Source organism: Formosa sediminum (assembly GCF_007197735.1).
Taxonomy (GTDB): Bacteria; Bacteroidota; Bacteroidia; order Flavobacteriales; family Flavobacteriaceae; genus Formosa; species Formosa sediminum.
Map to the genome: position 1 here is coordinate 1,868,111 of NZ_CP041637.1, position 24,303 is coordinate 1,892,413.

The window sequence follows — 24,303 nt, forward strand, 5'->3', positions numbered from 1 at the left end:
TGCTTAATCGTTTGCTTCTTTTTGTAAAGTTGCTGGTTGTTTTACATTAGGCTTTAAATTTTGAATAGAATCTTTACTTGGAATATGTCTTGAGGCTTTACTTGGATTTTGAACATTTTTAGATTTATTAGTGTCTTCGGCTTTTTCGGCTCGATTTAATAATTCTTCATCAAAGAAATTGTCTTGGGGTATATAAGGCTCAAGGCCTTTTATTACAGGTAGATTTAATGGTGGATCATCTTTAAATAAATCTTCTACACTTTTAGGACGTTCTTCCTCGCGCCAGTCAAAACCTCTTAATTTTGTGGCATTGGCAGGGTATTTAGATTCTGGAAATAGCGTCCCATCTACTTGGTTAATCTTTTTTAATTCGATAATCTCATTTTCGCTAAAGAACATAGAGATGTTTGCAGATTTAGATTTTTCTATTCCTATTAACTCTTGTTTATCATTCCTTGCATAATATATAGACTCTGCATTTCTTATAATGTCTACTTGTTTTAATTGATTTTTGTCGTTAAATAAACCGTATAATCTTTGTCCTGCAATTTGATTAAATCCTTTGCCAATAGTGTCTTTACTTATTATAAATGCGTTTTCAAAGACAATAAGAGAGTCTAGTCGCTCTTCTTTTGCGTTGGATTTAATATGAATAGTATCTCCTGTCATTTGATTGCCTAGATTCCAAATTATAGGGCGTCGTTTAACTGCAAAATTGTCTTTAGGAGATAATTCTGAAAGGTTTATAAGTTGGGTTAAACCGGTTTGTTGGTCCATATGAATAGAATCTGCTTTACCACTCATATCAGATTTATACATTTTTACATTTCTAAAGGCTCGAGTTATTCGGTGTTCTGGTTTCCCTGTTACCATTAGTGTATCTCCATGGATGTATAGAGAATCGCGCTCTTGTACTGAAATAGCCAAGGCTCGTTTGGTAATGAAAACAGAGTCTTTTTCTCTAAAAACTTCTGCATAATGACCTTTAATTACACTATTATTTAGAGTGTCTGTAACGGTTATGTTATTTGTTGCAGAAGCAAAGCTTTTGCTTCTATCAAAGTACAAACTATCACCCTCTATTGTTCGGTTATCGTAATCTATTCTAGAGTTTTTTATAAAATAACCAATGTCGCTTTTGGTATCGTAAAAACCGCGTTCGCAATATATTTTAGAAGTTTCTCCAGTAATTGTACTGGGACCATACATGTAAGCTAGAGCATTTTCTGTGTAATAATCTAACTGTTCGGTATCTAATACATATTGTGGGTTAACTAGTTTTACTTTCTTTACAAATTGATATTTTTTTAGGTTCATGTAATAGCGCCCGATTGTACTCGTAATTGTTCCTGAAGAATCCCGAACTACAGTACCACCACTTTTATAAAAAGATTGTTGTTTTGCACGATCAAAATATAAGGTATCTGTAGTTAAAACAGAACTAGGTTCGGTTAAAACTACATTACCACTAGCAAATGCTAATTTGGTTTTTCCGCTGTATTCTACATATTTTGCATCCATATTTATAGTGTCACCTTGTTTCATTTTAACATTTCCGTATGCTTCTATGAAATCTTCATTACTATAAAAAATGGCTTGATCGCACCACATATTTACACCTTCGTGAATAATGTGAATTTGTCCAGAATCGTCTCGAGTTAAAATTTTAGCTCCAGGATATTTGGCTTCACTGGTGGTTAAAAAACCAGAATATTCAATTTTAATACGTTTTTGTTGTTGTGCATTAAGCATACCAACCGTAATAAAAAAGAATATAATAAATAGATAGTGTAATTTAACTGTTTTCAATTTGGAATATTTGTGGCAAAAATAAGGATATAAATGATTTTCGACAGTGATTTGTAAAACATTTAAGATAAAAAAAACCTGCTTAAAATGAATAAAAGCAGGTTTTTATAAGTGATTAAAACTTAAATTTATCTAAAAATAGTTTCTTTTCTATCTGGACCTACAGAAACAATAGTAATAGGTGTTTCTAAGGTTTTTTCTAAAAATTCGATATAGGCATTTAAAGATTTAGGAAGTTGAGAGTCTTCAGACATTTTAGTTAAATCTTCACTCCATCCTTCAAAATCAGTATAAATTGGCTCTACATTTTCTGGTTCTATATTATAAGGGAAATGTTCGATTACTTCTCCTTTATATTTATAAGCAGTACATACTTTTAATGTTTTAAAACCAGACAATACATCTGCTTTCATCATCATAAGTTGTGTTACACCATTAACTTGGCAAGCATATTTTAAAGCCACAAGGTCTAACCAACCACAACGACGCGCACGTCCTGTAGTTGCACCAAATTCGTGTCCTACTTTAGCCATTGTTGCACCATCTTCATCAAATAATTCTGTTGGGAATGGCCCAGAACCTACACGTGTAGTATATGCTTTAAATATCCCGAATACCTCACCAATTTGGTTAGGAGCAACTCCTAAGCCTGTACAAGCCCCTGCAGCAGTGGTATTACTAGATGTTACAAATGGATATGTTCCGAAATCGATATCTAAAAGTGAACCTTGAGCACCTTCTGCAAGTATGGTTTTTCCTGCTTTTTGAGCTTGGTACACATATTCTTCAGAATCAATAAATTTTAAAGATTTTAAGACTTCAACAGCTTCAAAAAATTCAGTTTCAAGTTCTGCTAAATTGTATTGAATTTCAACATTGTAAAAACCAATCATAGCTTCATGCTTATCAGCCAAAGCTCTATAGCGGTCTTTCCAATCTTCTAATTCTAAGTCTCCAACTCGCATACCGTTACGACCTGTTTTGTCCATATAAGTTGGGCCAATACCTTTTAAAGTAGAGCCAATCTTAGCTTTTCCCTTAGAGGTTTCACTAGCTGCATCTAACAAACGGTGTGTTGGTAAAATTATATGTGCTTTACGTGAAATAAGAAGTGACTTTCTGTAATCTACATCTTGTTCTTCTAGCTTATCTAATTCTTTCTTAAAGATTACTGGGTCTATAACCACACCGTTACCTACTAAATTCATAGCATCATCATGGAAAATACCTGAAGGAATGGTGTGTAAAACGTGTTTTTTACCGTTAAAAACTAGTGTGTGTCCTGCATTTGGACCACCCTGAAAACGAGCAATAACATTATATTTTGAGGTAAGAACGTCAACAATTTTTCCTTTGCCTTCGTCTCCCCATTGTAACCCTAGTAGTAAATCTACTGCCATTATAAAAATTTATTATTTGGTTGTTATTTTTCTGTTGCCATAGAAATATAGCGAATGATTTTTTATTTCAATATCAAAAACCTCTTCAATAGTTTTTTTGATAGATTGAATTCTTGGATCGCAAAATTCGATTACTTCGCCAGTGTCTGTTAAAATGACGTGATCGTGTTGTTTATCGAAATACGATTTTTCGTAATGTGCTTGATTTTGACCAAACTGGTGTTTTCTTACTAAGCCGCAATCTAGGAGAAGCTCAATAGTATTGTAAAGTGTAGCACGACTTACACGATATTTTTTGTTCTTCATATTCAGGTATAAAGATTCTATATCGAAGTGTACTTCGCTATCGTAAATTTCTTGAAGTATGGCGTAACGTTCAGGTGTTTTACGGTGCCCGTTATCCTCTAAAAATTTAGTGAAGACATTCTTTACAATGTCCTGGTTTTTTGTATCTGATTTTAAACTCATAATTTCAACCGCAAATTTACATATATTTTTAGATTCTAGACACTTTATCTATACCATTAATTTTTTTAAGATTCATAACTAATTTATTTAGCATTGAATTATTCTTTACAATTACATTCAATTTACCTGAGAAAAGTCCGTCGTTTGTTTTAAAACTTATACTTTTAATATTAACATGCATATTGGATGAAATGATTTTTGTAATTTCATTTACAATTCCAATATTATCTATTCCCGATAAAATTAATTGCGCAGAATAAGCTTGCTGAGACGAATCGATCCACTTGGCCTGAATTATTCTATATGCGTAATTAGATTGCAAAGATACAGCATTAGGACAATTTTTTTTGTGAACTTTTAAACCATCATTTATAGATATAAATCCAAATACTTGATCTCCAGGTATTGGGTTGCAACAATTGGATAATTTATAATCTAATTTTTCTTCTTCATCTCCAAAAACAAGTAAATCATATTTAGAAGTAACTTCTTCTTTTTCAAGCTCTTCTTTAGATACGTTTGCACGGCGTGTAATTTTATTTTTAAAGAAGCTTACTAAAGCATTACTTCTAGAAGAAGCATAAGATTTTAACATGGTATTGTCTATTGCTCCAATACCAATGCGGTAAAAAAGGTCCAAACTGGTTTTAAGTTTAAAGAAATGAACCAGTTCATTTACAGATTTTTCGTTAAGATCAATTTTAAGTTGTTTTAATTTACGTCTTAAAATTTCTTTACCATCTTCTCCAATACGTTTTTTATCTTCTTTTAAAGCCGATTTAATTTTGCTTCTAGCTTTAGCTGTTGTGGCATAATCCAGCCAGTTAGCATTAGGTTTAGCGGTTTCTGATGTTAAAATGTCTACTTGGTCACCACTATGTAATTTAAAACTTAGGGGTACAAGTTTACCGTTAACTTTGGCACCTCTGGTATGCATACCAACTTCGGTATGTATATTGAAAGCAAAGTCTAATGGTGTTGCATCTTTTGGTAACGATTTTAAATCTCCTTTAGGAGTAAATACAAATATTTCTTTTGAATATAAGTTAAGTTTAAATTGCTCAACAAAATCTACAGCATTGGTTTCGTTACTTTCTAAGGCTTCTTGTAGCTTAGCAACCCAAGTGTCTAAACTGTCTTCTTTCTCTGTTTCTTGTTTGTATTTGTAATGTGCAGCGTACCCTTTTTCAGCAATTTCGTTCATACGTTCACTGCGTATTTGTACTTCTACCCAACGGCCCTTAGGTCCCATTACCGTAATGTGCAAGGCCTCGTAACCCGTAGATTTTGGTGATGAAATCCAATCTCTTAACCGTGTAGGGTTTGGACGAAAATGATCAGTAACTATGGAATAGATTTTCCAAGCTAAAAACTTTTCGTTAGCGGCATCACTTTTATATATAATTCTAACAGCAAACTTATCGTAGACTTCATCAAAAGACACGCCTTGTTTTAACATTTTTCTACGAATAGAAAATATCGATTTTGGACGTCCTTTAATAGTATAATGTAAGCCTTCTTTATCTAGTGATTTTTCTATTAACTCATTAAACTCTCGTATATATTCGTCTTGCTCTTCTTTACTTTCCTTTATTTTATTTAGTATGTCAAAATATACTTCAGGTTCGGTATATTTTAATCCTAAATCTTCTAATTCTGTTTTAATATTATAAAGTCCAATACGGTGTGCTAAGGGCGCATAGATGTAAAGGGTTTCGCTGGCAATTTTAATTTGTTTGTCAGCACGCATAGAATCCATGGTTTGCATATTGTGCAAACGGTCTGCTATTTTAATAATGATAACGCGAACATCATCATTAAGAGTAAGTAGCATTTTACGGAAGTTTTCTGCTTGAAGAGAAACATCTTCCATATCTTTTTGCATGGAAGAAATTTTGGTTAAACCTTCAACAATTATGGCTACGGTTTTTCCAAAAAGATTTTCTATATCTTCAATGGTGTAATTCGGATTGTCTTCTACAACATCATGTAAAAGCGCTGCAGCAATACAAGTTGCATCTAATCCAATTTCTTTTGCAACTAAACGCGCTACCGCTATGGGATGGAATATATAGGCTTCTCCAGATTTTCTGCGTTGTTCGCTATGTGCTTCTACAGCAACGTCAAACGCTTTTCTAATTAGTTTCTTATCATCATCTGTAAGCGTGCGGTAACTAACCTTTAAAAGGTCTTTATAGGCTTTTGCAATAGCTGCATTTTCTTGTTCTATTTCGGCATCTGTCATCAACTAAAAGTAGTATAAAGAATATTAATTTACAACAGTTTTAATCTTTTTTGATTAGGGTTTTCTGTTTAGATTTTACTGAGAAGATAACGCTTTTATTACAGTTTTCATACCTGTAGAAGCTTTTTCTTTGATTGTATTAATATGCTTGTCGTAAATTTTTGCAGGGTTTGGATCGATGTAAAAAATAGGTGTGCCATCAGGGACATAATCTTTTAAACCTGCGGCAGGATATACTTGCATAGAGGTCCCGACAATAATTAATATGTCGGCCGTTTTACATACGTCTATTGCTGGATCTATCATGGGTACAGCCTCTCCGAACCAAACGATATGTGGCCGTATTTGGTGTCCTTTTGCGCATAGATCTCCAAGTTTTATATCTGTATCCCAAGGTAATATTTCATGGTTATCTACACTTCTAGCTTTTAATAACTCTCCATGTAAATGTAATACATTTGTACTACCTGCACGTTCATGTAAATCGTCTACATTTTGCGTAATTATTGTTACTTTATATTGTTTTTCTAATGCGGCTAAGTCGTAATGTGCACTGTTAGGTTTTGCATTTAACAATTGCTTGCGCCGTTCGTTATAAAAGGTTAAAACTAATTCTGGGTTTTTAGCAAAGCCTTCTGGCGTTGCAACATCCATAACATTATGTCCTTCCCATAAACCATCTGCATCTCTAAAAGTCTTTAAACCACTTTCGGCACTTACTCCTGCGCCACTAAGTACAACTATATGTTTCATAATTTAAAAATAAGAAATCATTTTTATAAATTCGACAATTCATAAAACTGAATTTATATTCATGATCGATTTAAAACTGCTAGAACATTTAGAAAATATAATAACGCCCGAACGTAAAGCACGATTTGACGCTGTGTTACCGGAACGTACCAAGTATTTTACTGTGGCTACTGAAGATGTGTATCAGTTGCATAATACCAGTGCAGTTATAAGAAGTTGCGATGTATTTGGTATACAGGAAGTAAATATTGTTGAAGAAACAAACTCAAAACGCATTGACCGAGAGATTGCTATGGGGGCTCAAAAATGGGTGGACTTAAATCGATATAATCATGTAAAAGATTGTATTTCAGATTTAAAACAAAAAGGATATCAAATAGTTGCAACCACGCCACACGAAAATGATTGTGAGTTACATGATTTTAATATTAATAAACCGTCGTGTTTCTTTTTTGGACGAGAAACTGAAGGCTTGTCTCAAGCAGTTTTAGATGAAGCAGATTGTTTTTTAAAAATTCCGATGGTTGGATTTACCGAGAGTTTAAACATTTCTGTCTCTGCAGCGATTATTTTACAACATGTTACTACAAAGTTAAAACGAACAGATATTGAATGGCAGCTTTCTGAAAACGAACAGTTAGAAAAACGCATGGATTGGATTAAAAAATCCATTAAAAGTTACGATCAAATCGTGGCTAATTTTTATAAAAGTAACCCGATATAATTACTGTTCTTGTCGTCTAGTTTTTAGTTATATTTGAGATAAATTTTAACGTTTACTAAAATGTTACAACAGACTACTTTATAACTAAATTAACTATCATGACAATAACCCAAGTAACTAATTATGTATTTGCTTTTGCATTGCTATTTACCGCAAGTTCTTATGGACAAGTGGTGAGTACAACAACCCAATTAGAGTCGGCTTTAGCCAACGCTACACCAGGTAGTACAATTACTCTAGCTAATAAAACGTGGACTAATGTTGAATTGAGTATTAACAAATCAGGTACTCAAGATCAGCCTATAATTATAGAAGCACAAACGTCTGGTAGTGTGTTTTTTGAAGGAAATTCTCATGTTAAATTAGGAGGGAAGTATATAATCTTTAAAGGCATCGTTTTTCAAAATGCTTCAAACATAGATACAGATACTCCAGTAATAGAATTTAAATCGGCTCAAGATTGTAATTATTGCACTGTAACAGATATTAAAATAGACGCTTACAATGGTACAAACGCCCAAGAAAAAGAAACGTTTAAATGGATTTTATTAAGAGGAACTCATAACGAGGTAAGTTATTCTTCTTTTATAGGAAAACATGGGGTAGGTAGTATTATTAATGATAACAGAAGCTCTACAGAGGCAAATTATCATAAAATTCATCATAATTATTTTGCAGATAGAACTCCTGTGGGGGAAATCAATGATTTAAACGATCAAGATGCCATTAGATTAGGAAGTAGTTCAACATCTTTATCCGATTCTTACAGCGAAGTTTACAATAACTATTTCTACAATTTTAGTGGCGAAATTGAAGTGATTTCAAATAAAAGCGGAAAGAATAAATACTACAATAACACATTTGAAGATTATCAAGGCGCACTTACATTGCGTCATGGTAATGGCTGTGAAGTATATAACAATTTCTTTTTTGCGAATAAAAACGTGTTTAGCGGGGGGATACGTGTTATGGGAGAAAATCATAATATTTATAATAATTATATTGAAGGTGTTAATTCTAAAAAGCCAGACGGATCTACTTCTGGAGGAACGGGCGGAATTAATGTGTCTAACGGAAAACCTGATAGCTCATTAAATGAATATTATCAGGTTAAAAATGTGAATATTGTAAATAATACTTTTGTTGATTGTGACTACGGATTAAGAATAGGGACTAAAATTAAAAGTACAAATACGCTTGCTCCAGAAAATGTAATTGTAGCTAATAACTTGATTTACGAGAATACGGTTAAAGCCATTCAAGTAATTACAGAACTTATCGGCACTTTATCTAAGTTTGAGGGAAATATTAAACAAAATGGGACTTGGGATATAGATACTGATGCAGATGGAAATATATCTGTAACGTCTGGACTATTGTCTTCTCAAGATAATTTTTATCGCATAGTGGCTGGTAGTGATGCTGTTAATGCAGGAAAAGGATCGTATTCATTTTTAACTGAAGATATTCTTGGAGGGATAAGACCTAGTAACTTTGATGTAGGAGCAGAAGAGTTAAATGCAGGAGGTGTATCTTTTCCTTATAGTCAATTAGATGTTGGAGTAACAGTTGGTTTTGGAGGAAAATCTACTCTGGGTATTGGTGAGGCATCCATACAAGATACTAAACTTCTTATTTATCCATTGCCGTCTAAGAGCGATTATATTAATGTGTCTTTAGGTAATCGTATTTTAGGAACGGTTGAAATCGCAGATATGTCTGGCCGAATAGTTTTAAAAACGTATTGCAATACTACCAAAGCAGAACTTTTGGTTAGTACACTTAAAACGGGAACTTATATAGTAAAAGTACAAGATGTTTCTAAAAAAATTGTAATTAAATAAACGCTATATTTTATAAATGGATTTAATTTAAAAAGGGTGTTTCTATAAAAGAAACACCCTTTGGGGTCTTAAAAAAATTAGATTAATAGCAGTGTTATATTGATTAACACTGCTAAAGTATGCATGTTATTTAGTTTATACAATGCGTAGGTCTACGTATTAAATATATTAGGATGTGTTTTTAACCAAACAAAAAGGGCATTTTGGTTTGTAGTATCTATTTCTAATTTTTTTATAATATTACTTCGGTGCTTTTCAACAGTACGCTTAGATATAAATAATTCTTCAGCGATTTGATTGCTATTTAGGTTTTTATTTAAATAGCTTAAAATTTTTAGTTCACTGGGCGTGAGTTTTACAATATTAGCATCTGCTTTAACGTTAAATAAAGAGTTGCTTTTTAAGTTTTCGCCAATGTAATTGGTGTTGTTATTTATGTGTTCTAAGCAGGATTCTAACTCTTCTAGAGCACTGTCTTTAGTGAGATAACCATGTATAGATTTGCCAACTTCTTTTAAAATAGATTCTTGTTTATGTAAGGTTAAAATGATAACTTTTGTGTGGGCTTGATGTCGTTTAAGTTGTAGTGCTATTTCTAAACCATTTAGTTTTGGCATATCAAAATCTAAAATTGCAATGTCGGGTTTTAAATCTATAATTTTATGATATGCTGTATTTCCATCTGTGGCTGTTGAAATAACTTTAAACCATTTTTTTTCTAAAAACTCTTTGGTCCCATTTAACAATAAAGGGTGGTCGTCTGCAAGTAAAATAGTAGTAGACATGTTTTATTTTTTTTGAATTTTTATTTGAATAATTGTTTCTTTCCCTTTAGTAGAATCTATACTTAGTTGTGCACCAACTAATCTAGCACGTTCTTTTAAAGTTTTCATTCCTAAGCTATTTAGTAATTTTGAGTTTTCGGTAATATCAAAGCCAATACCGTTGTCTTTTATTTGAAAGATAACAGCATCTTTTAAATTACTAAGACTTACAATACAAGCGTTGGCTTTAGAATGTTTCTCGACATTGTTTAAGCATTCTTGAATCATTCTATAGATGTAAATTTCTTTATCTTTCGGAATATCTAGGGTATCTATTTCGATATCTTCGGAATAGAATATGGTTGAATTTTTTTGAAAATTTTCTATCGTATTTTTGATAGATTTTATTAAGCCTAACGTTTCAAATTGAAATGGATGTAATTGCTGAGATATGGTTCTTACTTCATTAATAGCGCCATCTACTAAAGCTGTGTCTGTAGTGTTTTTATTCTCTAAGAAGATTTTATTTTTAATGAGTAATAAGCTTTGTCCCACACTATCATGTAGTTCGCTTGAAATGCGTTTTCGTTCAGCTTCAACGCTCTGTATAAGATCTTGAGCAAAGGTTTTTTGAAGCTGTATGTTTCTTTGGGTGTATTTACGTGAGCGCCATAAATAAATAATAGAAAAAATAGCAATAAGAATAATTATGCTTAACCAAAATAATTGAGCTTTTCTGCTATTTTGTTCGTCTAATAATAGAATTTCATTGTTCTGATCTTTTATTTTTTGATCGCGTTTGTTGGTCTCGTAAAGCGTTTGGTAATAACTTAACGCATTGTTTTTTTGAATAGATTTTAAAGAATCTTCAATTTTCTTTGAAGCTTTTAAGTGGGTGTATGCATCTTCATATAGGTTTAATTTTTCGTATATTTTAGCTAGTAAAGTTTCGGCATCTTCTACACTTTCAATGCTGTTGGAGTGTTTTGCAACATCAAGATACTTTAAATTCCATTGTAAGGCGGTAGTATAATCCTTTTCCGCATAAGCTAAATGACTACAGGCTCTGTAGTAATAATTCTCGTAAATGCCTTCAATATTCTTTTTATCTTCTTTTAATGTTTTTAAGTAGGATCTTGCCTTGGTTATACTATCGTTTTCTGCATAAGCAATAATTAAAATATTTAATATTATTGGCTTAAAGAACTCGTAATTGTCTGATTTTTTATTTACCTCAACCGCTTTATGTAAGTTTTTTATGCGCTCTTGTTGTAAATCTTGTTTTTTGTAATCTGATGCTCTGTTAACATATAAGGATACAAGTAAACCATAATTTTTTGTTAATTCTGCTAATGCTATGGCTTGATCACGCTCTTCTTTTGCTTCTTTTAAAAAACCATTCTCGCTGTATAAAATAGACAAAGCATTTTTAGAAGCAATAATGTTGAAGGTGTCTTTTACTGTAACAAAAATTTTAGAAGCTTCTTGTAGGCTTTGCGATGCTTTAGGGAATTGACCTTCGTCTATATATGCATAACCTTGGTTTAAGAATCCAAAAGCTTTTACTCGGTTATCTCCAGATTTTTCAGCATATGTTATAGCCTTATCGTAATACGACATGGCTGTGTCTACTTCTTTTATAAAATAATAACTATCTCCAGCATCTATATATATGCCAGCAAGATTTCTGTCTGATATTTTGTCTTTTACAAGTTTAAAATAAGTATTGAAAATAGTAATGCCTTCTTCCGGTTCGCCCAAAACATTATTGTAATAATTTATAAGTCTCTGGGTGTTTATAGACGCTAGATTAAGAGAATCTATGTCAATGGCATAGTTTATAGTAGCTCTACATATAGAGTCGAAACCTAGTTCTGTTTTTTGAAAAGTAAGGTTTGTTAAACTATCTAATAATTTTAATTTTTGCCCTTTATTTGATTCAGAACTAATTTGCACTTTCAACGCATCAATGCCATGCTGATGCGTTGAATTTTGTGCAACTATAATTGTATTAGTTAAGAGAATTATGACTAATAATAGTTGTTTCATTGGGACCGTTTATATAAACGAAAGTAATGAAATTTATTTTGTATTAGACGTAATCCACTTTTTAGCATTTTCAAACGCTTCTAACCAAGGCGAAACTTCATCTGTTCTGCCTTCTGGATAATTTGCCCAGTTCCATTGAAATGTTGAACGTTCTATATGTGGCATCGTTACTAAATGTCTTCCTGTAGCGTCACACATCATGGCTGTATTATAGTCTGAACCATTCGGGTTTGCTGGATAACTTTCGTAACCGTATTTTGCAACAATATTATAAGCGCTTTCTTCTTTAGGAAGATTAAATTTTCCTTCACCATGAGAAATCCAAACACCTAAAGTGCTGCCTTCTAAACTCGATAACATTACCGAATTATTTTTCTGAATTTTTACAGACGTGAATGAACTTTCGTGCTTATGAGAATCGTTATGAAGCATTTTTCCGTGAACGTCGTGCTCTGGATTAATTAATTCTAATTCCATCCATAATTGGCAACCATTACAAATACCAACAGATAAGGTGTCTTTTCTAGCGAAGAAATCTTGAATAACTTTATTCGCTTTGTCGTTATATTTAATAGCTCCTGCCCAACCTTTAGCAGAACCTAAAACATCTGAATTACTAAATCCTCCCACAGCACCTAAAAATTGAATGTCTTCAAGGGTTTCACGACCAGAAATTAAATCGGTCATGTGTACGTCTTTAACATCAAAACCAGCTAAATACATAGCATTAGCCATTTCGCGTTCAGAATTACTTCCTTTTTCACGAAGTATGGCTGCTTTTGGTCTTGGCTGGCTCGCATCAATTTTAGTTAGTTTACCTGTAAAGTTTTTAGGGAATGTATACTGTAGTGGCTGATTTTTGTAGTTCTCGTAACGTGCCTCTGCCACGTTATTTGCCGTTTGTTTTTTGTCTAATAAATACGATGTTTTATACCAAACGTCGCGCATTTCAGAAATATTGAAAGCGAAAACTTCTTCGTGGTTTTTAATGCTTATTTGTCCTGAATTATTTGCTGTTCCAATGTTAAAGACTTCTACACCTGCATTTGCAAAGTGTTCTTCTACTGAAGCATCGGCTTGGAATACTAATCCTGCATTTTCAGAGAATAATAATTTTAATGAATCTTCTTCATTTAAAGCTGTAAAATCAAAATCTGCTCCTAAATTTACATCTGCAAAACACAACTCTAATAAAGTAGTTATTAATCCTCCTGAAGCAATATCGTGACCTGCTTTAATTTTATCTGCTTTAATTAAATCTTGAATGGTATTAAAAGCAGTTTTAACAAAGTCTGTACTCTTAACATCAGGTGTGTCGTTTCCGATGGCGTTAAGCACTTGGAAGAACGAACTTCCACCTAATTTAAAGTCGTCTTGAGAGATATTAATATAGTAAATGTTGCCGGCATTAGCTTTTAAAAGCGGTTCTACAACCTTTGTAATTTCGTTACAATGTCCTGCTGCAGAAATAATAACTGTTCCTGGAGCAATAACCTCTTCGTTAGGATATTTTTGCTTCATAGAAAGTGAATCTTTTCCTGTAGGAACATTAATCCCCAAGTCGATTGCAAATTCTGAAACGGCTTGTACGGCTTTATATAAACGAGCATCTTCACCTTCGTTTTTACACGGCCACATCCAGTTTGCAGATAAGGATACGCTTTTTAAATTATCTTTTAAAGGTGCCCAAATAATATTGGTAAGTGATTCTGTAATGGCATTTCTACTACCTGCATCTGGCTGAATTAAAGCCGAAATAGGTGCATGGCCAATAGATGTAGCAATTCCTTCTTTTCCGTTATAATCTAATGCCATAACACCAACATTATTTAACGGAATTTGTAATGGACCAACACATTGTTGTTTAGCAACCTTACCACCAACACATCTATCTACTTTGTTTGTTAACCAATCTTTACAAGCCACAGCTTCTAACTGCAACACTTGCTCTAAATAGATTTTTAAATTTTTAGATTTGTAACGCGGATTTTTATATTTTCTGACAATGGTATTGTCTGTCATTATGGTTTTAGGCGAACTACCAAACATATCTTCTAAAGCCAAATCCATTGGTTTTTCTCCAGTTAACTTAGATTCAAAAGTAAAGCGGTTATTCCCTGTAACTTCTCCAACATCGTAAATAGGAGAACGTTCTCTGTCGGCAATTTTATGTAACGTTTCTAAATGCTTTTCGGCAATGACTAATCCCATACGCTCTTGAGATTCGTTACCAATAATCTCTTTTGCAGATAGGGTAGGGTCTCCAACAGGTAATTGGTCTAATTCAATTTTTCCTCCCGTGTCTTCAACCAATTCAGACAGACAGTTTAAGTGTCCGCCAGCACCATGGTCGTGAATAGAAACGATAAAATTTTCGTCGCTTTCAACCATACCACGAACGGCGTTGGCAGCACGTTTTTGCATTTCTGGGTTAGAACGTTGTACTGCATTTAACTCGATTCCAGATTCGAACTCTCCAGTATCTGCCGATGATACTGCTGCACCACCCATACCAATACGGTAGTTTTCACCACCTAGAATAACAATTTTATCGCCTTCTTTTGGGGTGTCTTTTAAGGCTTGTTCGGCTTTACCGTAACCAATACCTCCAGCTTGCATAATGACTTTATCGTACCCTAATTTTCTAGCTTTTGAAGTGCTTGATGAGGCATTTTCGTCATGCTCGAATGTTAAGACAGAACCAGAAATTAAAGGTTGTCCGAATTTGTTTCCGAAGTCTGAAGCCCCATTACTAGCTTTTATTAAAATGTCCATTGGGGTTTGGTATAACCACGGACGTGCATCAAATTTTTGTTCCCAAGGGCGGTTTTCTTCTAAACGCGAGTAAGACGTCATATAAACCGCAGTTCCTGCTAAGGGTAAAGACCCTTTTCCTCCAGCAAGTCTGTCGCGAATCTCTCCTCCAGAACCTGTTGCAGCCCCATTAAACGGCTCTACAGTAGTTGGGAAATTGTGTGTTTCTGCTTTTAATGAAATTACAGATTCAAAATTTTTAGTTTCATAAAAATCAGGTTTATCTGCAGTTTTTGGTGCAAATTGTTCTACCACTGGACCTTTTACAAAAGCCACATTATCTTTATATGCCGAAACTATATCGTTAGGATTTTTGTTTGATGTTTCGCGAATCATTTTAAATAATGATACCTCTTTTTCTTCACCATCGATAACAAAGGTACCGTTGAAGATTTTATGACGACAGTGCTCTGAATTTACCTGCGAAAATCCGAAAACTTCAGAATCTGTTAACGGTCTACCAATTTTCTTAGCTACACCTTCTAAATATGTCACTTCTTCGTCGCTTAAAGCCAAACCTTCTTGGGTGTTATAGGCTGCAATATCTTCAATGTTTAAAACCGGTTCTGGCTGAATATCAATAGTAAACGAATCTTGGTTTAACCCTTTAAATTTTTGAGAAATCATAGGGTCAAAATCAGAATAATCTTCAGAAACAGCTTCAAATTCTTCAATTCTAATAATGTCTTGAATTCCCATATTTTGGGTTATTTCTACTGCATTTGTACTCCAAGGTGTTATCATGGCGGCACGAGGACCAACAAAAAAAGCATCGATAGATGCTTGTTCAAGCTTAGGCTGGTTGCCAAAAAGCCATGTTAGTTTTGAAATGGTTTCAGGGGATAATTCTTTAACTGTTTGTACAGCAAATAATTTACTGTTTACGTTTCCAAAGAAATGAATCATATGTTCAGATTTGCGTTGTTTTTTAAGAAAGGACAAAATTAGTGTTTTTTAGCGATATTTTTTTAAAAAATAAACAGTCTTTTTTTTCGATACTTACAGCTTTTTACCCATGAAAAAAGCGACCTAAATAGGTCGCTTTATAAATTGTTTTGATTAAAAATAAGAATATTAGTTTTTAATTAACTTCTTAGTAATTGTTGCGTTGTCTTGTGTCATTCTTAAAATATAAACACCCGATTGTAAGTTTTTAGTATCAATACTAGTGTTAGCCTGTATGGTTTTAGAAATAACACGTTTTCCTAACATATTGTAGATGCTAATTTGGGTAGCGTTACCATTTGGTAAAGCTATGTTTAAAGTAGAATTCATTGGGTTAGGATATACTTTAATGTTTGATAAGGTATCTTCTTCAATACTTAAAGCAGCATCGTAGCAAGTCCATTTTAAATCATCAATCATGACGCGATCTGAAGTAGACGATATATTGTTTAAAACAACAGCTACTGTACCAGAAACATTAATGTCTTCTAAAGTAGTAGTTAATTCTTCTTCGCCATAAGGAATTTGTCCTACTACGCTACCATTAACAACCAAATCAAATGTTCCAGAACCACCACTAAAAGTACGTAGAGTTGTTACGGTTAATGAACCAATACCACCAGAAGTTTCTGGTGCTGTTAAAACACCGTTTCTAATCGTGATAACTTTACTTGAGTTGTTGCTTAAATCTATTCTTGCTCCTGTTGCAGACCATTCTAAACCATTATCTCCGGTCCATGTTCTATCTGCATATTGACTGTCATTTATATCTTGAGTAGACGTTAGATTTGTAAATGATTCTTCTGTACAGTAATCAGAGTTTGTGTTTTCGTAACATGTCCAAGCAAGATTATCTATTACAACGCGGTCTGAACTTGTAGCTTTGTTATTAAACACAATAGTAACATCGCCTGCAATATTAATATTTTCAATAGTGGTTGTTTCTTCATATTCAGAATATGGAATTTGTCCAACAACAGTACCATTAACAACTAAATCGAATGTTCCAGATCCACCACTAAACACACGTAAAGTTGTAACAGTTAAGGCTCTAATACCACCAGAAGTTTCTGTTGCAGATAATACACCATCTCTAACACATATTGCTTTAGAGTTATCTATGGTTTGATCTATACGTGCATCTGTAGCTGTCCATTCTAATCCATTATCTCCAGTCCACGATACTTCATCGTAGTAAGTATTAATATTACCGGTTATATTTTCAAAACTTTCAGAAGTACAGTATTCATAAACAATAGCTTCAGAAGTCGTTAATGTTATTGCTGCAGTAGTAGCAGATGTGTTTCCTGCTGCATCTTCTGTAGAAACAGAAAACGCATAAGTAGTTTCTGCTGTTAAATCAGAAATAGTAATTGAATTGGTATAAGCTTTAGTTAAGAATGTACCATCCATAAAGATATTGTAAGAAGCTACGGCCACATTGTCTGTAGCGGCAGTCCATGTTAATGTAGCGCTAGTTTCAGTAACATCGCTATATGCTAAATCTGTAGGCATTGTTGGTGCTTCAGTATCTTCTTCAGCAGTGTTTCCATCCCATAAATTTTGTGCAGCATCTCCTCCCCAGATAGCAGTAGCTAAATAAGGATTGTCTATAAAAGGATTTCTGTTTCCTTGGGCATATGTATTACTTGTGTCTCCGTGGTATGCGTTTCTTTGTTTTTCAAAATCAGATACTGGATCTTCTACGTTCCATTCTAAGAATAAATCAATCATCTCGTCTGGAGTATTTGCAGAACTACCAAAACCAACGTTTGATGGTAAACATTGTTCGCCGTATCTTATATACATATACATAATAATACGTGCACAATCACCTTTCCATTCGTCTCCTGGATACCATCCATCTGTAGTTTGAAAAGAGGTTCCTGTTCCATCTGCAAACTTTAAGTTTCCGCGGTCAGAATTTCTTGCAATATCGCTAGGGCGTAACATTAAAGCATCAGAGCCAGGACCAGATTCTCCTAAATTAGGAGTTCCTAAAGATTTTGGATAGATGTGTTCACGATTCCATTGCCCAGTACTTCCTCCATTATTGTTTTTAGATCTACTTCTGTCTGTAGAGGTGCTACCATCAGTATCATCGTAGCCATATACTAAAAGGACATTGTCTGAATTTGTAGGATCTAAATCTGTAACTTTTAGTGCTTCCCAAACTTCTGGAGTATACGATAAATATTTAACGTGTTTTGCAGTCGTTACAGCACTTAAATCTGCTTTAAGTTCTAATCCTGTTTTAGTAAAGTTAACCGTATTATAATACGCTTGTAAATCATCAGGAGGTGTTAATTGAGCATAGCCCAATAATGTTGTAAAAAGTAATAAAAACGAAATGTAAAAGTGTTTCATAGAGAAGTGTTTTAAGTTTAATTGATTTAGATTTATTGCTCAATTTACGAAAATAAAAAAAGCTAGTAGAGAAAAAATCTTTACTAGCTTTTTAAGAGGTGATATTAAAATGTTGTTACTTTTTCTTTAGTAACGCCATATAAAATCCATCGTATCCCGTTTTATGAGCGTAAATATTTTCGTCACGAACAAATGTAAAGTCTTTTCCAAATTCAGATGTTAAGAAAATGTCAACTTGTTGTCTATTCTCCGAAGGTAAAATAGAGCAAGTTGCATATACCATTTGTCCGCCAGATTTAACCATTCTAGAATATTTTTGAATAATTTCTTGTTGCGTAGCTCTTATTTTATCTAAAAATTCCGGTTGTAATTTCCATTTAGCATCAGGATTTCTTCGTAACACACCTAATCCAGAACACGGTGCATCAATTAACACACGGTCTGCTTTGTCGTATAGTTTTTTAATAACTTTAGATGATTCGATATGGCGTGGTTCAATATTATGAGCCCCATCACGTTTTGCACGGCGTTTTAATTCATAAAGTTTTTGTGCATAGATATCTAAAGCAATAATTTGTCCTTTATTTTCCATTAAAGAAGCCAAGTGTAACGTTTTTCCTCCAGCTCCAGCACAAGTATCAATAACACGCATACCTGGTTGTACTTCTAAATATTCTGCAACTAATTGAGAAGAAGCGTCTTGAACTTCAAAATATCCTTTTTTAAAAGCTTCGGTTGTAAACACGTTAGCACGTTCTACTAATTTAAGTGCATTAGGATAGCCTTTAATAAATTCTGTTTCAATATCATTATCAAACAATTCTGCTTGTAATTTCTCTTTTGTAATTTTTAAAGTATTAGTTCTTAAAACTACATCTGCTTGTTGGTTTAAAGCCGCAATTTCTTTAGTCCAAAGAGCTTCTCCTAATTCTTTAGCACCTATTTCATCCATCCAATCCGGAATAGATTCTTTAAATTTTCTAATTTTTGAAAGTTCATCAAAACGGCCTTTAATTTTTCGTGTAGGCGTGTTTTCAAAATATTTCCAATCTGGTAATTTAATCCCTTTTAAGGTTGCCCAAACAGCAAACATTCTCCAAATGTTATCTCTGTCGTAGGGTTCTTTAATTTCTGCTATTTCAGCATATAAGCGTTTCCAACGTACAATATCGTAAGTGGTTTCGGCAACAAAAGCCCGGTCACGACTTCCCCAGCGTTTATCGCGTTTTAATAATTGTTGAACAACTTTGTCGGCATAAATTCCATCGTTAAAAATTTGCATTAATCCGTCTACTACCGCAAAGCATAAATTTCTATGTAATCGCATTTTGTGTATTTAAGGCAACAAAGGTAAGTTTAATTAATTATTTTTAGCTAAAATTTTAATAAATGAGACTAATAACGAGCCTTTTACTTTTTATTTTCATGACTTCTTGTAATCAAGAGGTTAAAAAAACGCTTAAAACGTATACATCTGTGTCCGTACAAGATATTTATAACGACTCTATAAGTGTGCGTGCCATAGAATTAATGGGGGACGGTACATTGGCGTTTGCGGCTAATAATGGTGCTTATGGATTGTATTTTCCAAAAAAACAACAATGGGCTACTGGGACTCAAATTTACGACACTATCCCTTTGCATTTTAGAGCAGTTGCACATACCACTAACGATTTTTTTATGTTGAGTATTGAGAGCCCAGCTTTGTTATATAAAACAGGAGACGATGGCTCTATGAAACTAGTTTACAAAGAAGAAGGCGAAGACGTTTTTTATGATGCCATGACGTTTTGGAATGACAAAGAAGGTATAGCGGTAGGCGATAGTGTAAATGGATGCTTATCAATTATTATTACTAGAGATGGAGGGGAAACTTGGAATAAACTATCTTGTGAACAGCTTCCTAGAGCAATTGAAGGTGAAGGCGCTTTTGCTGCTAGCAATACTAATATAAAAGTCTTAGGTGATAAAGCTTGGATTGCTACTAACAATGGTATCATATATTTTACTGCAAATAAGGGCGTGTCTTGGGTCGCTATAGATACACCTATGAAAAACTCTGAAGTTACACAAGGCATTTACTCTATTGATTTTTATGATGAGTTTAATGGTTTTGCAATTGGTGGTGATTATACAAAACCAGATATAAACACTAATAATAAAATGAAAACTAGTGACGGTGGTACGACTTGGCAATTAGTAGCTAATGGAGAAGAGCCTGGTTACAAAAGTTGTGTACAATACATTCCAAATCAAGATGCCAAAAGTTTAGTTGCTGTTAGTTTTAAAGGCATAGCTATTTCAAATGACGGAGGTTTAACTTGGACACCTATTAGCGATGAAGCTTTTTACACTATCCGATTTGTAAACGATTCTACGGCATACGCTGCTGGAAAAGGACGTATTTCTAAATTAGTATTTACAGAATAAACATTTACACACATGTATTTAATGTGATTTCTAATAGATAAATATGATATAAATCATTAATTATAATACAAAGACCCTATATTTTTGACTCGTTTTTTATCTAATATGTTCTTGATATAAAAAGAGATATAAAATTAGTTTAAAAATAATTTTAATGCTATGAGGTGTAAATTCAAATGATTTAGGATTTAAATATTTCATTAAATTTGCGCCTTATATAAAGTATAGAGGGAAAATGGTTGTTGTGTTTTCACAACATTAAAAGGGAATTCGGTGAAAATCCGAAACTGTCCCGCAGCTGTAAGCTCAATACCGAAGCCTAAAATATGGCCACTGTTTATTAAGAATGGGAAGGCCGGGTGGAGGGAGTAAGTCAGAATACCTGCCATTTTCTAGTAATTCATATAGCTTTCGGGGATAAAAGCTGGGATTAGAATCTTACCATTCTACTCAATAAGAGTACCATAGTTTTGCTATGGCACTCACCTCGTTTGCATAAAATTATAAGAGGTGAGTTTGTTTAAAACGTTTTATTATAAAGTTTGTATAGGGTGTTTACTTATGGTACTGCCTAGTACTGCCTTGTGTCAAGATTTAGATTCCGTATCTACAACAACTTTAAAAGAAGTTGTATTAAAGTACAACACTACGCAACACCTAACACATATATCTCCGGTTCCTGTACAAACTTTAAATAGTGAAACATTAACCCAGTTAAATAGTTTAAGTGTAGCAGATGCTATACGTTTTTTTAGTGGCGTACAGCTTAAGGATTATGGCGGAGTTGGCGGTTTAAAAACAGTTAATATTAGAAGTATGGGGTCGCAGCACACCGCTGTATTTTATGATGGTGTGCGGTTAGGGAATGCTCAAAACGGACAAGTAGATTTGGGTAAATATTCCTTGAATAATATGGAACAAGTTAGTCTCTACCAGGGACAACGTACAGATTTAGAGCAATCGGCAAAGGGGTATGCTTCTGCTAATAGCATTTATTTAAAATCGAAAGCACCAACATTTTCTTTACATAAAAATTATGAAGCCGAAGCCACTGTAAAAACAGGTTCTTTTGGGCTAATGAACCCCTCTCTTGGTTTAGATTATAAACTAAATGATAAAATATCTGCACGATTAAATGCAGAAATGGTGTCTGCAGATGGCGAATATAAGTTTCAATATACCAACGGTAGTTACGACACTACTGCAATTCGGAAAAATGCCGACATTAAATCTTATCGTGTAGAAGCGGCTTTATATGGTAAACCATCACACAACAGTAGTTGGCATGTTAAATACTATCATTTTGATTCCGAACGTGGTTTGCCTGGCGCTATTGTGGCAAATGTTTTTAGTAGACCACAACGTCTTTGGGACCAAAGTAATTTTATACAAGGCGAATTTAAACAACATGTAAGTGAAGCTTATTCTTATATAATTCGGGCTAAGTATGCCAGTGATCATACCCGATATTTAGACCCTGAAATTGTATCTCTAGATGGGATTTTAGATAATAAATATTTTCAGAAAACATATTATACTTCAGTCGTAAATACCGTTAAACTAAAACCTTTTTGGAACGTCTCTTTAGCATCAGATTTTGAAGAAAGTACACTCGATGCCAATCTTTATCGTTTTGCCTACCCTAAACGTTTTTCTATGCTAAATGCATTTGCAAGTAACCTGTATTTTAAACGGTTTAATGTGCAATTAAGTGTATTAAGTACAACTGTTAACGAAACTGTCGAAGCTTATGACTCTGCCGATGATTTTGAAGCGTTTACTCCATCTTTTATGGTAAACGTACAACCCTTTAAAACTTCGGATTTTAGACTTAGAGCTTTTTATAAAAAGATTTTTAGAATGCCCACATTTAACGATTTGTATTACACATTTGTTGGAAATACTTATTTAGATCCAGAATATTCAGAACAGATTAATTTAGGGTTTTCATTTCAACACTCTAAACAAAAATCGTTTTTTGAATTTCAAGCCGATGTCTATAAAATCTGGATAACCGATAAAATAGTAGCAGTACCAGGGACAAATCTGTTTCGATGGACCATGCTAAATTTAGATGAGGTTGAAACTACAGGTGTCGAGCTAGGATTTAAATCTGCAATAAAATTATCACATCAATTTAATATTACTACTACTCTAAATTATACGTATCAAGAAGCCATAGATGTCACACCTAATAGTAACACAAATGGCGATCAGATTCCGTATATCCCTTTACATAGCGGAAGTGCAACGGCCATGGCTACTTATAAAGCTTTTAAACTTAACTATAGTTTTATTTACACTGGAGGGCGTTACAGCCAAAAAGCCAATATAAATTCTAATTATTTAGAGCCTTGGTATACACACGACTTGTCTGCAAATTATACGTTAGGTGTGTTAAATACTAAAGTGATGTTAGGGGTAGAAGTAAATAATCTTTTAGATCAGCAGTATGCTGTAATAAAAAACTTCCCTATGCCTGGACGTTCTTACAGACTCACACTCAATTTTAAACTTTAAATTTTTAAACCATACTTATGAAAAAACAAGTACTCATTTTAGCGTCGCTTTTATTCTTTTTGTCTTGTCGATCAGACGATCCAATTACAACAGACGATGACACACAACAACCTACAGAACCCGATACGGAGAATGTTTTAAAAGGGTTTTATGTTTTAAATGAAGGTAATATGTCTATGAATAAAGCATCTTTAGATTATATGGATTTTGAAACTGGCGAGTATACCCACGATCGTTTTGCTGCAGCGAATCCTTTAGAAGTAGGAGGATTGGGAGATGTTGGTAATGATATCGGAATTTATGGATCTAAAATGTACGTGGTTATAAATGCTTCAAATAAAGTTGAAGTTTTAGATGTGGCAACGGGCGAAAAACTTAAACAAATAGATGTAAATAATTGTAGGTATATCACGTTTTATAACGGGAAAGCCTATTTAAGTACTTACTTGGGAGAAATTGGCGATTATAGTGCCACGCAAGGACAAGTACACGAAATAGATACAACGAGTTTAAGCGTTACCCGTAAAGTAGATGTTGGCCGCCAGCCAGAAGAATTAGTAGCTTATAATAATAAAATTTATGTAGCTAATTCTGGAGGTTATAGTCCGCCAGATTACGAATCTACTATTTCGGTAATAGATATTGAAAGTTTTACAGAAATAAATCGTATTGAAGTTGCTATTAATTTACACCGTTTAAAAATTGATAGTGAAGGCGATTTATATGTGTCGTCTCGTGGTGATTATTTTGAAACTCCTTCAAAATTATATGTTGTAGATACAGCTACAGACACTGTAAAAACAGAGTTTGATTTGGCTGTTAGCAATCTTACTATTTATAATGATATCGCTTATATTTTTAGCACAGCCTTTAATTATTTTACAGGTGAAAATGTGATTTCTTACAATACGCTAGATACCACAACCGAAACCATTTTAGAGGGGTCTTTTCTTGCCGAAGGTAATTCAGATTTAATTCAGATTCCATATGGAATAGCCATAAATCCAGAGACAGAAGATATTTATATCACCGATGCAAAAGATTATGTGTCGCCTGGAGATTTGTATTGTTTTGACTCAGAAGGAGAGTTTAAGTGGAAAGTAGTCACCGGAGATATTCCATCCAAAATTCAATTTGTATATCAACCAGAATAATTAATATAGAAGTAGAA

Annotated in this window: 15 protein-coding genes and 1 riboswitch; of the genes, 5 read left to right on the plus strand and 10 right to left on the minus strand. The window is 33.6% G+C overall.

What is annotated here, in order from left to right:
• Positions 1-3: 3 nt before the first annotated feature.
• The 5 genes from FNB79_RS08240 to FNB79_RS08260 all read right to left on the minus strand — a co-directional run bounded on the left by FNB79_RS08240 (position 4) and on the right by FNB79_RS08260 (position 6,675).
• On the minus strand, positions 4-1,752 hold the full coding sequence (locus FNB79_RS08240; RefSeq protein WP_143382589.1) for an OstA-like protein: 1,749 nt from the start codon (positions 1,750-1,752) through the stop codon (positions 4-6).
• 185 nt (positions 1,753-1,937) lie between these two features.
• On the minus strand, positions 1,938-3,209 hold the full coding sequence (locus FNB79_RS08245) for an adenylosuccinate synthase (RefSeq protein WP_143380861.1): 1,272 nt from the start codon (positions 3,207-3,209) through the stop codon (positions 1,938-1,940).
• 12 nt (positions 3,210-3,221) lie between these two features.
• Entirely contained in the window at positions 3,222-3,677 is a 456-nt protein-coding gene (locus tag FNB79_RS08250; RefSeq protein WP_143380862.1) for a Fur family transcriptional regulator, read from the minus strand.
• A gap of 28 nt (positions 3,678-3,705) precedes the next feature.
• Complete coding sequence (locus FNB79_RS08255) at positions 3,706-5,922, minus strand: RelA/SpoT family protein (RefSeq protein ID WP_143380863.1); 2,217 nt, start codon at positions 5,920-5,922, stop codon at positions 3,706-3,708.
• A gap of 75 nt (positions 5,923-5,997) precedes the next feature.
• Positions 5,998-6,675, minus strand: coding sequence for an SIR2 family NAD-dependent protein deacylase (locus tag FNB79_RS08260; protein ID WP_143380864.1), 678 nt, complete (start codon positions 6,673-6,675; stop codon positions 5,998-6,000).
• Positions 6,676-6,736: 61 nt separating this feature from the next.
• Between FNB79_RS08260 and FNB79_RS08265 the strand changes: the two genes are divergently transcribed.
• The gene (locus FNB79_RS08265) at positions 6,737-7,399 is read left to right on the plus strand and encodes a TrmH family RNA methyltransferase (RefSeq protein ID WP_143380865.1); all 663 of its coding nucleotides are present in this window, start codon (positions 6,737-6,739) and stop codon (positions 7,397-7,399) included.
• 98 nt (positions 7,400-7,497) lie between these two features.
• On the plus strand, positions 7,498-9,243 hold the full coding sequence (locus FNB79_RS08270) for a chondroitinase-B domain-containing protein (protein ID WP_143380866.1): 1,746 nt from the start codon (positions 7,498-7,500) through the stop codon (positions 9,241-9,243).
• Between the two features lie 152 nt (positions 9,244-9,395).
• Here the strand turns inward: FNB79_RS08270 and FNB79_RS08275 are convergent, their stop codons facing one another.
• The 5 genes from FNB79_RS08275 to FNB79_RS08295 form a co-directional block, all read right to left on the minus strand.
• Complete coding sequence (locus FNB79_RS08275) at positions 9,396-10,028, minus strand: response regulator transcription factor (RefSeq protein ID WP_143380867.1); 633 nt, start codon at positions 10,026-10,028, stop codon at positions 9,396-9,398.
• 3 nt (positions 10,029-10,031) lie between these two features.
• On the minus strand, positions 10,032-12,056 hold the full coding sequence (locus tag FNB79_RS08280) for a tetratricopeptide repeat-containing sensor histidine kinase (RefSeq protein WP_143380868.1): 2,025 nt from the start codon (positions 12,054-12,056) through the stop codon (positions 10,032-10,034).
• Positions 12,057-12,089: 33 nt separating this feature from the next.
• Entirely contained in the window at positions 12,090-15,776 is a 3,687-nt protein-coding gene (purL, locus tag FNB79_RS08285) for a phosphoribosylformylglycinamidine synthase (protein ID WP_143382590.1), read from the minus strand.
• Positions 15,777-15,944: 168 nt separating this feature from the next.
• Positions 15,945-18,182 carry an endonuclease gene (locus FNB79_RS08290; protein WP_143380869.1) on the minus strand — a complete coding sequence of 746 codons (2,238 nt, stop codon included), beginning with the start codon at positions 18,180-18,182 and terminating at the stop codon, positions 15,945-15,947.
• Between the two features lie 115 nt (positions 18,183-18,297).
• Positions 18,298-19,509, minus strand: coding sequence for an RsmB/NOP family class I SAM-dependent RNA methyltransferase (locus tag FNB79_RS08295; RefSeq protein ID WP_143380870.1), 1,212 nt, complete (start codon positions 19,507-19,509; stop codon positions 18,298-18,300).
• 62 nt (positions 19,510-19,571) lie between these two features.
• Between FNB79_RS08295 and FNB79_RS08300 the strand changes: the two genes are divergently transcribed.
• The 3 genes from FNB79_RS08300 (at position 19,572) to FNB79_RS08310 (ending at position 24,286) form a co-directional block, all read left to right on the plus strand.
• Positions 19,572-20,612 carry a WD40/YVTN/BNR-like repeat-containing protein gene (locus tag FNB79_RS08300; RefSeq protein WP_143380871.1) on the plus strand — a complete coding sequence of 347 codons (1,041 nt, stop codon included), beginning with the start codon at positions 19,572-19,574 and terminating at the stop codon, positions 20,610-20,612.
• A gap of 219 nt (positions 20,613-20,831) precedes the next feature.
• Positions 20,832-21,016: riboswitch (cobalamin riboswitch) on the plus strand.
• 106 nt (positions 21,017-21,122) lie between these two features.
• On the plus strand, positions 21,123-23,132 hold the full coding sequence (locus FNB79_RS08305; RefSeq protein ID WP_143380872.1) for a TonB-dependent receptor plug domain-containing protein: 2,010 nt from the start codon (positions 21,123-21,125) through the stop codon (positions 23,130-23,132).
• Positions 23,133-23,149: 17 nt separating this feature from the next.
• Positions 23,150-24,286, plus strand: coding sequence for a YncE family protein (locus tag FNB79_RS08310; RefSeq protein WP_143380873.1), 1,137 nt, complete (start codon positions 23,150-23,152; stop codon positions 24,284-24,286).
• The last annotated feature ends 17 nt before the right edge of the window (positions 24,287-24,303 follow it).

Excerpts from the sequence above, each read along its gene's own strand:
- FNB79_RS08240 (WP_143382589.1), bottom strand. The coding sequence starts at position 1,752 with ATGCTTAATGCACAACAACAAAAACGTATTAAAATTGAATATTCTGGT.
- FNB79_RS08245 (WP_143380861.1), bottom strand. The coding sequence starts at position 3,209 with ATGGCAGTAGATTTACTACTAGGGTTACAATGGGGAGACGAAGGCAAA.
- FNB79_RS08250 (WP_143380862.1), bottom strand. The coding sequence starts at position 3,677 with ATGAGTTTAAAATCAGATACAAAAAACCAGGACATTGTAAAGAATGTC.
- FNB79_RS08255 (WP_143380863.1), bottom strand. The coding sequence starts at position 5,922 with ATGACAGATGCCGAAATAGAACAAGAAAATGCAGCTATTGCAAAAGCC.
- FNB79_RS08260 (WP_143380864.1), bottom strand. The coding sequence starts at position 6,675 with ATGAAACATATAGTTGTACTTAGTGGCGCAGGAGTAAGTGCCGAAAGT.
- FNB79_RS08265 (WP_143380865.1), top strand. The coding sequence starts at position 6,737 with ATGATCGATTTAAAACTGCTAGAACATTTAGAAAATATAATAACGCCC.
- FNB79_RS08270 (WP_143380866.1), top strand. The coding sequence starts at position 7,498 with ATGACAATAACCCAAGTAACTAATTATGTATTTGCTTTTGCATTGCTA.
- FNB79_RS08275 (WP_143380867.1), bottom strand. The coding sequence starts at position 10,028 with ATGTCTACTACTATTTTACTTGCAGACGACCACCCTTTATTGTTAAAT.
- FNB79_RS08280 (WP_143380868.1), bottom strand. The coding sequence starts at position 12,056 with ATGAAACAACTATTATTAGTCATAATTCTCTTAACTAATACAATTATA.
- purL (WP_143382590.1), bottom strand. The coding sequence starts at position 15,776 with ATGATTCATTTCTTTGGAAACGTAAACAGTAAATTATTTGCTGTACAA.
- FNB79_RS08290 (WP_143380869.1), bottom strand. The coding sequence starts at position 18,182 with ATGAAACACTTTTACATTTCGTTTTTATTACTTTTTACAACATTATTG.
- FNB79_RS08295 (WP_143380870.1), bottom strand. The coding sequence starts at position 19,509 with ATGCGATTACATAGAAATTTATGCTTTGCGGTAGTAGACGGATTAATG.
- FNB79_RS08300 (WP_143380871.1), top strand. The coding sequence starts at position 19,572 with ATGAGACTAATAACGAGCCTTTTACTTTTTATTTTCATGACTTCTTGT.
- FNB79_RS08310 (WP_143380873.1), top strand. The coding sequence starts at position 23,150 with ATGAAAAAACAAGTACTCATTTTAGCGTCGCTTTTATTCTTTTTGTCT.